This window comes from Micromonospora sp. NPDC049523 (assembly GCF_040676775.1).
Classification (GTDB): domain Bacteria; phylum Actinomycetota; class Actinomycetes; order Mycobacteriales; family Micromonosporaceae; genus Micromonospora_G.
In genome coordinates this window covers 20,250-33,217 of sequence record NZ_JBFAPP010000018.1, presented here as the reverse complement: position 1 = coordinate 33,217, position 12,968 = coordinate 20,250, and the positions used below count along the sequence as shown (strand labels likewise).

The 12,968-nt window shown below is 72.1% G+C and carries 9 protein-coding genes; 3 read left to right on the top strand and 6 right to left on the bottom strand.

Annotated features, from left to right (window positions below; genetic code table 11):
• Positions 1-250: 250 nt before the first annotated feature.
• The 3 genes from AB0J90_RS25360 to AB0J90_RS25350 all read right to left on the bottom strand — a co-directional run bounded on the left by AB0J90_RS25360 (position 251) and on the right by AB0J90_RS25350 (position 3,923).
• Entirely contained in the window at positions 251-682 is a 432-nt protein-coding gene (locus AB0J90_RS25360; RefSeq protein ID WP_363599804.1) for a hypothetical protein, read from the bottom strand.
• Between the two features lie 73 nt (positions 683-755).
• On the bottom strand, positions 756-3,170 hold the full coding sequence (locus AB0J90_RS25355) for a Tex family protein (RefSeq protein WP_363599802.1): 2,415 nt from the start codon (positions 3,168-3,170) through the stop codon (positions 756-758).
• A gap of 99 nt (positions 3,171-3,269) precedes the next feature.
• Complete coding sequence (locus AB0J90_RS25350) at positions 3,270-3,923, bottom strand: GPP34 family phosphoprotein (protein ID WP_363599800.1); 654 nt, start codon at positions 3,921-3,923, stop codon at positions 3,270-3,272.
• Positions 3,924-4,158: 235 nt separating this feature from the next.
• Between AB0J90_RS25350 and AB0J90_RS25345 the strand changes: the two genes are divergently transcribed.
• Both AB0J90_RS25345 and dgt read left to right on the top strand, forming a co-directional pair.
• Positions 4,159-5,661 (top strand): APC family permease, encoded by a 1,503-nt coding sequence (locus AB0J90_RS25345; protein WP_363599798.1) that lies wholly within the window; start codon positions 4,159-4,161, stop codon positions 5,659-5,661.
• Between the two features lie 51 nt (positions 5,662-5,712).
• Complete coding sequence (dgt, locus tag AB0J90_RS25340) at positions 5,713-7,254, top strand: dGTP triphosphohydrolase (RefSeq protein ID WP_363599796.1); 1,542 nt, start codon at positions 5,713-5,715, stop codon at positions 7,252-7,254.
• A 34-nt stretch (positions 7,255-7,288) separates the two neighbouring features.
• Here dgt and AB0J90_RS25335 read toward each other — a convergent pair whose 3' ends face one another.
• Both AB0J90_RS25335 and AB0J90_RS25330 read right to left on the bottom strand, forming a co-directional pair.
• Positions 7,289-8,377 carry an MBL fold metallo-hydrolase gene (locus AB0J90_RS25335; protein WP_363600030.1) on the bottom strand — a complete coding sequence of 363 codons (1,089 nt, stop codon included), beginning with the start codon at positions 8,375-8,377 and terminating at the stop codon, positions 7,289-7,291.
• A 154-nt stretch (positions 8,378-8,531) separates the two neighbouring features.
• The gene (locus AB0J90_RS25330; RefSeq protein WP_363599794.1) at positions 8,532-9,551 is read right to left on the bottom strand and encodes a serine hydrolase; all 1,020 of its coding nucleotides are present in this window, start codon (positions 9,549-9,551) and stop codon (positions 8,532-8,534) included.
• A 235-nt stretch (positions 9,552-9,786) separates the two neighbouring features.
• On the opposite strand from AB0J90_RS25330, the gene AB0J90_RS25325 reads away from it, so the two are divergent.
• Positions 9,787-12,351 carry an EAL domain-containing protein gene (locus AB0J90_RS25325; RefSeq protein WP_363599792.1) on the top strand — a complete coding sequence of 855 codons (2,565 nt, stop codon included), beginning with the start codon at positions 9,787-9,789 and terminating at the stop codon, positions 12,349-12,351.
• Here AB0J90_RS25325 and AB0J90_RS25320 read toward each other — a convergent pair.
• The gene (locus AB0J90_RS25320) at positions 12,318-12,869 is read right to left on the bottom strand and encodes a hypothetical protein (protein ID WP_363599790.1); all 552 of its coding nucleotides are present in this window, start codon (positions 12,867-12,869) and stop codon (positions 12,318-12,320) included. The genes AB0J90_RS25325 and AB0J90_RS25320 overlap by 34 nt on opposite strands.
• Positions 12,870-12,968: the final 99 nt, after the last annotated feature.

Genomic DNA, 12,968 nt, shown 5'->3' with positions numbered 1-12,968 from the left:
CGCGGCCATCGGTCACCTGACCAGCCACGATGCGCGTTGGCGCCGGGAGGCCCGACGCCGGATCAGGGTAACCCTCGCGGTCCGCCGCGCCGAAGCAACACCCCGCCCCCACCCTCCCACCCCACCGCCCGCCCCTCCCACCTGAGGCGCAGTTTCCGTGATCAGGAAGAGTCCGGCCGGCTGGCGCGAGCCAAACCCTTCGCGCAAACGAGCCAAACCCTTCGCGCACCTCCGCGGCACACGCGGGGGGTTACGGCCAGGTGGGGCCGGCGGCGAGGCGGCGATCGAGGAGTTGGCGCAGCGGCATCGACTCGCCATCGCGGCCGCCCTCGCCGACGATCAGCTTCGGCTCCCGGGGTTCGATCGTCACCCCGGTCAACCGGGCCCGCAGGCTCGTCGGCACGGTCAACAGGTAGAACTCGCCGTCGGTGGTGACCGCCCTGGTCAGGTTGACGTCCACGTACCAGCCGGTGAGGCCGGTGCGGTAGCGGGCACCGGTCGGGGCGACGGCGGTGAGCGCGACCACCGGCAGGCCACGCCGTTGCGCCTCGCCCACGAACTCGGCAACCAGCTCCCGCGCCTGATCGGTCTCCGCCGCGCGGCGCAGCCGTTCCGCCTCGGCCCGTACCTCGACCGCGTGGCGGTGCTGTTCCCGCCAGGCGGCACGCCCGTCGTCGACCATCAGCAGACCGTACCGCCCGGGGTGTGGGAGACCGCCCGCCGCGACGAGGGATCGTCGCGGCGGGCGGTGAGTGTCAGCGGCCGGACTTGCCGAGACCCTTGTCGAGTCCGGCGCGGCGCAGCGCGTCGGCCATCGCCCCACCGGCCGCGGGGGCCGGCGACGAACCCCGGCCCTGCCGGGGCTGGCCGCCGCCACCGCGCTGCCCACCCCGGTCGGCGCCACCCCGGTCCCGGCGCTCGCCGCCGCCCGCCGGGCGGTCGCGGCGTTCACCACCACCACCGGTACGCGGAGCGCCCGGCGTGGCCTCGTCCTCCAGCCGCAGCGTCAGCGAGATCCGCTTGCGTGGTACGTCCACGTCGAGCACCTTCACCCGCACCACGTCACCGGACTTGACCACGTCCCGGGGGTCCTTCACGAACGTGTTCGACATCGCCGACACGTGCACCAGCCCGTCCTGGTGTACACCCACGTCGACGAACGCACCGAACGCGGCGACGTTGGTGACCACACCCTCCAGCAGCATGCCCGGGGTCAGGTCGCCGATCTTCTCGACGCCCTCGGCGAAGGTCGCGGTACGGAACGCCGGGCGCGGGTCACGCCCCGGCTTCTCCAGCTCGCCGATGATGTCGGTGACCGTCGGCAGGCCGAACGTGTCGTCGACGAAGTCCGTCGGCTTGAGCGCCCGCAGCAGCGTGCTCTTGCCGATCAGCGAACCGAGGTCGGTTCCGGTGGAGGCGAGGATGCGCCGCACCACCGGGTACGACTCCGGGTGCACCGCGGAGGCGTCCAGCGGGTCCTCGCCGCCCGGGATGCGCAGGAAGCCGGCGCACTGCTCGAACGCCTTCGGCCCCAACCGGGGGACCTCCTTCAACGCCCGCCGGGTACGGAACGGGCCGTGCGTGTCCCGGTGCATGACGATGTTCTCCGCGAGCCCGGCACCGATCCCGGAAACCCGGGTGAGCAGGGGTGCGGACGCGGTGTTCACGTCCACGCCGACGCCGTTCACGCAGTCCTCGACCACCGCGTCCAACGAACGGGAGAGCTTCGCCTCGGACAGGTCGTGCTGGTACTGGCCGACCCCGATCGAGCGCGGTTCGATCTTCACCAGTTCCGCCAGCGGATCCTGGAGCCGGCGCGCGATCGAGACCGCGCCGCGCAGCGACACGTCCATGCCGGGCAGTTCCTGAGAGGCGTACGCGGACGCGGAGTAGACCGACGCGCCGGCCTCGGAGACCACCACCTTGGTCAGGTTCAGGTCCGGGTGCAGCTTGATCAGGTCACCGGCGAGCTTGTCGGTCTCCCGCGAGGCGGTGCCGTTGCCGATCGCGATCAGGTCGACCGAGTGCGTCCGGGCCAGCCGCGACAGCGTGTCGATGGACTGGTCCCACTGCCGGCGCGGCTCGTGCGGGTAGATGGTGTCGGTCGCCAGCACCTTGCCGGTCGCGTCGACCACCGCCACCTTCACACCCGTACGCAGGCCCGGGTCGAGGCCCATCGTGGTCCGGCTGCCGGCCGGCGCGGCGAGCAGCAGGTCACGCAGGTTCGTCGCGAAGACGCGTACGGACTCGTCCTCGGCCGCCTGCCACAGCCGCATCCGCAGGTCGGCGCCGAGGTGGATCAGGATCCGGGTACGCCACGCCCAGCGCACCGTCTCGGTCAGCCAACGGTCCGCCGGCCGTCCCCGGTCGTAGATGTCGAACCGGGCGCCGATCTCCGCCTCGTACCGGGTCGGCCCGACCGGGCCGGACTCCGCCTCGGGTGCCTCCTCGGGCTCCATGGTGAGGTCGAGTACACCCTCCTTCTCGCCCCGGAACATGGCCAGCACCCGGTGCGAGGCGAGCCGGGTGTACGGCTCGCTGAAGTCGAAGTAGTCGGAGAACTTCGCGCCCGCGTCCTGCTGGCCGTCACGTACCCGGGCGGCGAGCCGGCCCCGCGACCACATCTGCTCGCGCAGCGACCCGATCAGGTCCGCGTCCTCGGCGAACCGCTCGACCAGGATCGCCCGCGCCCCGTCGAGCGCCGCCGTCGGATCCGCCACACCCTTGTCGGCGTCGACGAACGCGGTCGCGGCCGTACGCGGATCCAGCGTCGGGTCGGCGAGGAGCTGCTCGGCCAGCGGCTCCAGCCCCGCCTCCCGGGCGATCTGCGCCTTCGTCCGCCGCTTCGGCTTGTACGGCAGGTAGATGTCCTCCAGCCGGGCCTTCGAGTCGGCCGCCATGATCTGCGCCTCTAGCGCGTCGTCCAGCTTGCCCTGACTGCGGATGGACTCCAGGATCGCCGCCCGCCGCTCCTCCAACTCCCGCAGGTAGCGCAGCCGCTCCTCGAGCGTGCGCAACTGCGCGTCGTCGAGCATGCCGGTGACTTCCTTGCGGTAACGGGCGATGAAGGGCACGGTGGCCCCGCCGTCGAGCAACTCGACGGCGGCCGTTACCTGCCGCTCGCGTACGCCGAGCTCCTCGGCGATCCGCTGATGAACAGACGTCGTCACGATCCTGGTCCGCCTTTTCCGGGTGGGTTACGTACGCATTCTGCCGTCCGCCACCCGTCCGCGTCGCGCCACCCGGCCGGCGCCCAGGAAGGGTGCTGTTCAGCGGCGGGGGCTGAGGGTGGCGGCGGCGACCGTCGCGTCGACCGCGTTCAGCAGGTCGGCCAGGGCGGGCGGCAGCAGCCGGCGGGCGGCCGAGATGCGCTGCGCCACGGCGTGCTCGGGCAGGCCGAGCACGCCGATCATGCCACCGGACCGGACCAGGGCGGCCAGAGTCGCGTTGCGGATGTCCAGCGGTTGGTCCGAGCGTTCGAGGACGGCGGCGAGCCGGACCCGGGGTGCGGCCACCCGGTTCGGGTCGCGGCCGGGCCAGCGCACCTTCATCCGCAGGCTCAGCCCGCGACGGCTCTCCCGCCGCAGCGCGCCCGCGCTGACCAGCCGGAGCCCGACCTGCTCGTGCACCTGGGGGCGGATGAACTCCAGCCAGCCCCGGGCGTCGTACCCGTCGCCGTGCCGGACGATCTCGCCGAGTGCCCGGTCCGCGACCGGGTCCTGCCAGGCCCGGTTGTCGGCGACGAAGACCTCGCCACGGGTGATGGTGATCCGCCCGGCCAGAGCCAGTTCGGCGAGGATCGCACCGGCCAGGGCCGGGTCGAGCAGGTTGGCGGCGGCCAGTGGGCGGCCGTTGTAGTCGTCGTGTCCGATGAGGAACAGCTCATCGGCGAGTCGTTCGGTATCGCCCAGGAAGTTGTTCATGGCTCTCCGGCCCCGCCCGGTACCGTCGTGACGCTTCGATTGCTCCGCGTGTTGATGCAGGACGCTACGGCAAGGAATCACGGCGCTCAACCCGTTCTCGGCGTTGCGTCGGGCAATGGACTCGACCGGGGCGAAACTGTCGGATCTCCGTACGAACTTGTCGCCCGCCGGAAACGGCCATAGCCTCTCCTGATTGTCGATCGACAATGTTTCGACCGGCCAGGAGCGATCCACGATGCCAACCGAGCCGCCCGTCCCCGGTATCCCACTGCACCCCGGTCGATTCGGCACCGGACGGCTCGCCCTCTTCGTCGCCGCGACCGCCGGTCCGCTGACCGCGGTCGGCGGCACCATCCCGGTCATGTACGCGGTCAGCGGCAACGTCGGCGCCGCGTTCTGTTTTCTGGTGCTGACCGTCGTGCTGGGCGTCTTCGCCGTCGGTTACGCCGCGATGGGCCGGTACGTGCCGAACCCGGGATCGTCGCACTCGTACATCGCAAATGGGCTCGGACGGGCCGGCGCGGTCGGCGCCGCGTTCGTCGCATTGGTCGCGTACAACGCGATCCAGATCAGCCTCTACGGACTGATCGGTGCGATTCTCGGTGAGTTCGCCGCGGACGAATTCGCCGTCGAACTCGACTGGTGGATCTGGGCGCTGCTCGCCTGGGCGGTGGTCGGGGTGCTCGGGCTGCGCAAGTTGGATCTCTCCGGGACCGTGCTGCTGGTGTTGCTGGTCCTGGAATTGCTCGTCCTGACCGCCCTGGTGGCGCTCGCGCTCGACAATCCGGCCGGCGCCTCGGTCAGCGCCACCGGGCTCGACCCGGCGAACCTCCCGGTGGCCGGTCTCGGTGCCGTGCTCGCCCTGGCCGTCGCCGCGTTCGTCGGGGTGGAGTCGGGCCCGGCCTACCGTGGACAGGTCAGGGACCCCGGTCGTACCGTCGCCCGCGCCACGTACCTCGCCATCGTCGGCGTCGGTGCCAGCTACGCGCTCTGCGCCTGGGCGCTGGCCGTCGCGACCGGTCCGGACAACACCGCGACCGTGGCCGCCGTCGCCGGTCCGGGGCTGGTCGCCGACGTGCTCGCCCGGCACGGCGGGGTGGCGCTGGCGGTCGCCGCCCAGGCCCTGCTCGCCACCGCGGTACTGGCCGCGCTGCTCGCCGGGCACAACACCGTCGCCCGCCAGCTCTACGCGCTCGGTTTCGAACGGGTGCTGCCGGCCAGGCTGGGCAGGGTCGGCGTACGCACCGGCGCGCCGGTCGCCGGCTCACTGGTGCAGACCGGGCTGGCGCTGGCGGTGCTGCTCGGCTTCGCCGCTGCCGGTCGGGACCCGCTGACCGACCTGTTCGCCTGGCTCAGTGGGGTCGGCGCGGTCGGCGTACTGGTGCTGCTGACGCTGACGTCGGTGGCCGTGGTGGGCTTCTTCAACGGCCGTACGGTCACCGTCGAGTCGCGCTGGCAGCGGCTGATCGCGCCGACGCTCGCCACCATGGGACTCAGCGTGGTCCTGGTCGTGGTGCTGGCCGACTTCGGTACGTTGCTCGCCCCCGGGACCCCCGCCTACCTGCGGGCCCTGCTACCCGCCCTGCCGGTGCTCGCCGTGCTGATCGGCCTGCTCCGGGGGATCGCCCTCAGGTCGATGCAACCGGACGTCTACGCCGGCATCGGGGGCGGGACCCGGGAACCGGTCCCGGCGTCGCCGCCTGTCGGTGCCGTACCGAGGGCCGATGCCAAGGCGTGATCGATCGGGGCTGCGCACACCTGCCGGGTCCGGCTGGGCTAGCGTCTGATCATGGAGTCTCCGGCGGCGAACGAGGCGTCGAACGTGGCGAAGGTGGATCCCCGGGCCAGACGCCTCTTCGGCGGCAGCGCCGGTGCCCTCGGTGACCTTGCCGGAAGCCCGTTCCGGGCCGACCGGGACCGGATCGTCAGCTCACCCTTCTTCGCCCGGCTCGGCGGCGTCACCCAGGTGATCTCCCCGGGCGGCTCCGGGCTGCTCGTACACAACCGGTTGACGCACAGCCTGAAGGTCGCCCAGGTGGGGCGGGCGGTGGCGGAGCGGCTCGCCGCCGACGAGCGCTACCGCGACCTGCTGGACTCCCTCGGCGGCTGCGACCCGGACGTGGTCGAGGCGGCGGCGCTCGCGCACGACCTGGGACACCCGCCGTTCGGGCACCTCGGTGAGCAGGTGCTCGACCGGATCGCCCGGCAGCGGCTCGGGCTGCCGGACGGGTTCGAGGGCAACGCCCAGTCGTACCGGATCGTCACCAGCACCGAGATCCGCGGCATGGCGACCATCGGGTTGGACCTGACCGCCGCGGTCCGCGCCGCCATCCTGAAGTACCCGTGGACCCGGTCCGGTTACCCCGACCCGCACCCCCGGCAGTTCGACCCGCCGCCGCGCGGGGCGACCGCGCCGCCCGACGAGCCGGACAGCGGGTCGGCGAAGTTCGGCGCGTACAGCACCGAGGTGGAGGACCTGCGGCAGGCTCGGGCGCCGTTCGCCGGCCGGATCGCCGACTGGCAGCAGACCGTCGAGGCGTCGATCATGGATACCGCCGACGACATCGCGTACGCCATCCACGACGTGGAGGACTTCCACCGGGTCGGGGTGCTGCGCCAGGGCGCGGTCGCGGCCGAGTTGCTGGCCTGGCAGCGCGACAGCGACCGGTACCGGTCGATGACCGACGCGGCCCTCGAACACGGGCTGCGCCGGCAGGGCGCCCCGATCGAGCGGCTGCGCCGGCAACTGCACCGCAAGGACGCCTGGATCAGCGACGACGAGGCGTTCGCCGCCGCGGTCGAACACGTACGGCTGGAACTGGTCGACGGGCTGCTCGCCGCGCCGTTCGACGGCTCGATCGAGGCCGAGCAGGGTGTGTCGGGTTTCTCCGCCCGGTGGACCCGCCGGCTGGTGGACGCGATCACCGTGGTCCCCGATCCGCCGGTACGGGCCGGGCACGTCCTGCTCGCCCCGGCGCAGTGGCACGAGGTGCAGGTGCTCAAGTTCGTCCACCACCAGTTCGTGCTCGCCCGGCCCGACCTGGCGCTGCACCAGCGGGGACAGGCCCGGCTGCTGGACACCCTGGTGCAGGCCCTGCTCGACTGGATCCTCGACCCCCGCGAGGAGGCCCGGCTACCGCGCAGGCTGCACGACCTGATCGACCTCGCCGAGGCGGAACTGCACCCGCGTACGCCCGGCCGGGCCGGCAAGGCGCGCGGACGGGCGATCATCGACTTCGTCGCCTCGCTGACCGACAGTCAGGCGGTGGCGTTGCTCGACGCCCTCTCCGGCCGTTCCGGGCAGCTCTGGACCGACGCGTTCGTGCTCTGACCCCGTTCCACCGGGGCCGGACCCGCTCACCGGGTCAGACGATGTCCTGCCACCAGCCGTCGACCGGTGGCGGCAGGTCGACGACCACCCGCTCACCGGGTCGGGGCACGGCCAGCCGTACGTCGCGGGCCTTCGCCTCCCGCCACAGCCGGTCGACCGGATCGGCCCACGCGTGCACGGCGAGGTTGAACGTCGCCCAGTGCACCGGGACGAGCAACTCCCCGCGCAGGTCCAGGTGGGCGGTGATCGCCTCCTCCGGGAACATGTGGATCTCCGGCCAGGCGGGCGCGTACGCACCGACCTGGATCAGCGTGACGTCGAACGGGCCGTGCTCCCGGCCGATCTCGGCGTAGCCGGCGAAGTAGCCGGAGTCGCCGGAGTAGAACACCCGCCGGGTGTTCCCCCTGATCACCCACGAGCCCCAGAGGGTGCGGTTACGGGTGAAGCCGCGCCCGGAGAAGTGCTGCGCGGCGGTCGCGGTGAACCGCAGCCCGGCGATGGTGACGCTCTCGGTCCAGTCCAGCTCGACGATCCGCGCCTCCGGCACACCCCACCGGGCCAGGTGGGCGCCGACACCGAGCGGGACCAGGAACGGCGCCGACTGGGTCCGCAGCAACGCCCGTACGGTAGCCAGGTCCAGGTGGTCGTAGTGGTCGTGTGAGATCAGGATCGCGTCGACCGTGGGCAGTTGCTCCAGCGGCACCGGTGGTGGGTGCAGCCGCTGCGGCCCGACCAGGCGCGACGGCGAACACCGCTGACTCCACATCGGATCGACCAGCACCCGTCGGCCCTCGATCTCGACCAGCACCGAGGCGTGTCCGTACCAGATGACGGCCAGTTCGTCGGCGGGCGCCGCGGCCGGGTCGGCCGTGCCGGCGTCGACCAGCGGGACCGGATCGGCGGGCTTGCGCCGCTGCCCGCCGAAGAGGAACTGGAGCAGGACGTTGCGTCCGGATTCGGCCACCACCGTCCGGGTGCTGGCCTGGTTGCGGAAGCCGTCGCCCTCGAACTGCGGCGAGGAACGCAGCCTGGCGGCCCGGTCACCGGCGGCGCGGGCACCCATTGCGAACGGGATGTCCCGGACGGCCCAGGCGGCGGTGGCGACGGCGGCCAGCGCGAGCAGACCACCGGCACGTCGGCGTCGGCGGCGTCGCGCCCGTGACCTGTCGGCGTCGCCCCGGTCCGGTTCGCCCACGATCTTCGGCCTACCCATCCGTCCATCCTTGCCGGTCCCGGGAGCCGGCGGGTGGCCGGCCCCCGGATCGAGCAAGGATTCGTCAGCCGCCGTTGCTCGGCCGGTACGCCGACCGGGCACGGGACGTGGCCGCGGCGGTGCCCGGCTCGGTGATCGCCTCCAGGAACCGCCGGCCCATCACCGACCGGGCGTGGGTGGCCGGGTGGGTCGGGCCGAAGTTGTCCGGGTCGGCCTGGCCGTCGGCGAAGATCGCGTAGGTGAGCCGGGGCGTGCCGTCGGTGCCGAACATGATGCCGGCCTCGTTGCGGCCACCGTTGAACCAGCCGGCCTTGGTCGCCACCCGCTCCCGATCGGCGGAGGACATGTCGTGCCGGATGCCGTCCGGGTAGGCGATCGGCGACCGGAGCGCGGCGAGCAGGAACGCGGTGGAGGCGGGGGAGAGCAGGGTGCCCGCGACCAGGGCCCGCAGCAGGTCGTGGGTCTCCCGGGGGGTGGTGGCGCCGAGGAAGAAGCGGTTGGGGTTGGCGACCGGCTCGACCTGCGTGTTCGGGAAGCCCTTGGCGACCAGGATCTGGTTGATCTCCAGCGCGGGGCAGACCAGGCCGCAGAGCCGTACCGAGGTGTCGTCCGAGACGGTGAGCAGGGCGGCGAGCGCGTGCCCGACGGTCACCGTGCTCGGGTACGCGCCGTCGAGCCGGAAGATGCCGTCACCGTCGGGGATCACGATCGCGGCGCTCACCTCGACCGTCTGGTTCAGTTGCAGCAGGCCCCGGTCGACCTTGTCCAGCACCGCGACGGCCACCGCCACCTTGTTCACGCTGTACGCCTCGACCCGGTCGTCCGAGCCCTGATCCACCGCGGTCAGCGCGCTGCCGTCGGGGGCGTTCACACTGATCCGGGCCCGCCAGGTCCCGCCCGCCTCGGTCGAAGCGCGGTAGTAGATCTTCCCGACCCGGCGCTCCGCCGGTCCGATGGCGTCCGTGGCCGCACCCCGGTCGGGTGTGGGCGCGGCCGATGCGCCGCTGCCGGTGCCGAAAACCAGGCCGGCCGTTGCCGCCGTGCCGAAACCCAGTGCGGTCCTGCGATTCACCGTGGTGGACAAGTCAGTTCTCCGTTCGGAGCCGTTACGAACCCCCCGTGGGCTCGACCCGGACACCATAGACCACCCCAAATCGCTCCGTTGTCCCTAGATCGCCCGGCGGGGCCGGAACGGGATTCCGCTCCCGGTGATCGGGGTAGTTGTCGTGCGAGATCGCACAGGCTGTGCGTTACTCATCCGATCGGCTCACCAAGTCCAGTCGATCATCCACAGCACGTCGGATGATCCGGTTGGTAGCGTGGTGCGCCTGCTGGTCGGTCAGAAGACGGAAGGTTCGCTGGGGGCGATCTCGATGCGACGCTCGACCCCGGTCGACCGGGCCTCCGCGTCCGGCTCGGTGGCGTTCCTCGCCGCCGGGGTCGTCGGGGCCCTGTTGTACGCCGCCAACCTCTCCGACCACCTCGGTGCTGCCCTGTTCGGCGCGGTGGGCGTCGGCACGGCGGTCGTCCTGGTGCTCGGGCCCTGGTGGCACCGAGCCGTACCCCGCCACCCCTGGTATCTGCTCAGCGCGGCCAGCACGTTGTTCCTGGTCGGAGCGTTGGTTCGGCCCTGGGCCGCGGACCGGAGCGGACTGTCCGCCCTGGCCGCTGACGCGTTCACCGTCCCCGGCTACCTGCTCATGATCATCGGTGTCGGCGGGCTGCTGCGGGCCAGGGGCGGGCTGGAACGGCACGCCGTGATCGACGGTCTCATCGTCTGCCTCGGCGCCGCCTGCGTCTCGCTGCTGCTGCTCGCCGTACCGGCGGCGTCGATCCAGGGGCGGCCGGTGATGGTGTCGGCGCTCGCCGGCACGTACCCGGTGTTCGACGTGGTGCTGCTCCTGCTCCTGGTCAACCTCGCCTTCACCACCGCCGCCCGGCGCCCCAGCTACTGGCTGCTGGTCGGCATGATGACCTCACTGCTCCTCGGCGACCTGGCGTACGCGATCGTCGGGCTGTTCGGCACCCTCTCCGGCGCGCCGATCCTGGACCTGCCCTTCCTGCTCGGCTTCGCCATGGTCGGAGCCGCCGCGCTGCACCCGTCGGTGGTCTACCTGGGCCGGGCCATGCCGCTGCCGGTGCAGGCCTGGTCCTGGCCGAGGCTGCTGCTGATCTGCCCGGCACTGGCCGCGCCGTTCGTGCTGATCGCCGTACTCGACCAGCCGACGTCGGTGGAGCGGCTGGTCCCGGCGTTCGCCGGCGCGATCATGGTGGCGTTGCTGCTGGTCCGTGCGGTGTCGGCGGTGCAGGGCTACGCCACCGCGCAACGCCGCTATGAGCACCACGCCACCCACGACCCGCTGACCGGGCTGCCGAACCGGCGGGCGCTGTCGCGTGAGGTCGGCCGGCTGCTGCGCCGGGCGGCGGCCGTACCGACCGGGATCTGGGTGTACTTCCTCGACCTCGACGGCTTCAAGATGGTCAACGACTCGTGGGGCCACGACACCGGTGACCAGCTCATCGTCGAGGTCGGCAAGCGGCTGCGGGCGCTGGTGCCGGCGGCGGCGGTGGTCGCCCGGGTCGGCGGGGACGAGTTCGTGGTCGTACTCAGCGGCAGCCGCGAGGAGGCGATCACGCTCGCCGAACGGATCCTCGGCTCGTTCGCCGCACCGTTGCAGGTCGGCGGTATCGAGGTGGTGGTCAGCACGTCGGTCGGCCTGGTCGGCACCACGGTGGCGGTGCCGACGGGCGAGCCCACCGGCACCCCGGACAGGTTGGCGTACGACCCGGACGAAACCACCGGCAGCAGCGGCGGATGGGGCGGCCTGCCCACCGCGGCAGCGGCCGAACAGCACGACGCCGCACCGGTGACCGCCGAGTCGTTGATGCGCGACGCCGACATCGCCATGTACCACGCGAAGGCCGAGGGCCCGGGCAAGTGGGCCCTGTTCGACACCTCCATGCGCGACCGGGTACGCGACCGGGTCGAGATCGAGTTCGCACTGCGGCACGCCCTGGCCAAGGAACAGCTCCACCTGGTCTACCAGCCGATCGTCGAACTGCGCGGCGGGCGACTGGTCGGCGCCGAGGCGCTGCTGCGCTGGGACCACCCGGTACGGGGTGCGGTGTCCCCACTGGACTTCATCTCCATCGCCGAGGACACCGGTCTGATCGCCGCCATCGGCCGGTGGGTGCTGGACGAGGCGCTGCGACAACTCGCCGACTGGCGGGCCGACGGTGTGGTGGACGACGAGTTCTGGATTTCGGTCAACGTCTCGCCCCGGCAACTGCGCGATCCCGGCCTGCCGGACAGCATCGCCGAGTCGCTGCTGCGGCACGACGTACCGACCGGGGTGGTGGTCCTGGAGATCACCGAGTCGGTGATGGTCGACCCGTCCGCCGGCACCGACCAGGTGCTCTTCGAACTGCGCCGGATGGGCGTACGGATCGTGGTCGACGACTTCGGCACCGGCTACTCCGCGCTGGGCTACCTGCGTCGGCACCCGGTCACCGGGGTGAAGGTCGACCGGGCGTTCGTCGCCGGCCTCGGCGGCAACCCGGAGGACGAGGAGATCGTACGGGCGGTGGTCGCGATGAGCAGCGCGCTGCGGCTGACCGTGGTCGCCGAGGGCGTCGAGACCCCGACCCAGCGCGGGGTGCTGGAAACCCTCGGCGTGGTGCTCGGCCAGGGCCGGCTCTGGGGCGGCCCGGTACGCCCACACCCCTTCGCCGAACGCTGGTCCGCCCTGGCCGTCGGCCCGGACGGCGCCGGACTGGCCGTCGCGCCGGACGGGTCAGGTGTGGCCGTCGGCCCGGACGGGTCCCGGCTGACCGGCGGGCCGGACGCCGGTCAGGCCGACTCGGGCGGCTCGAACAGCCAGTAGACCTGCTCGTCGAGCGGGGTGGTCCGGACCCCGGTGGTGAGCTGGTCCAGGGTCTGGTGGATCGCCTTCGGCAGGCCGATGTCGTTGTTACGTCGGCAGATGTCCAGGGCGGCGATGCCCCGGCTGGCCAGCACCCGCTCCCACATCCGCTCGATCACCGTCTCGAAGACCCCGTCGCCGCGGACCTCCGGGTCGATCGCGAAGAAGCCGATGTACCAGATCCGCTGCTCGGCGTAGAGCTCCGGCCAGCGGCGCGCGAAATAGTCCGGCGAGATCAGCGGTACGGCGTCCAGGTCGTTGGTGAACGTCGCCAGCGCCAGTACGTCGTCCGGGCGCTGCGGGTCGAGCCCGAGATACTTCGTCACCCGAGGGTCGGCGAGCACCGTGTCGAACTCGTCGCGGACCATCACGTGTCGCTGTACGGCCGCGGCCCGCAACTCCTCGAACGCGTTGTTGTAGAGCCGCCACGTCGCCTCGGCAAGGTGTTCGGGTACCACCTGGTCCGCCGTGATGAGCATGTCGTCGCCCCCGCCGTCACCTCATGATCGCCTGATCCGCCGGTCAGCGTACCGAGTCCTGACCAGCCCGTCGAACCGCTGCGCGTGCGCCGGCTCCGC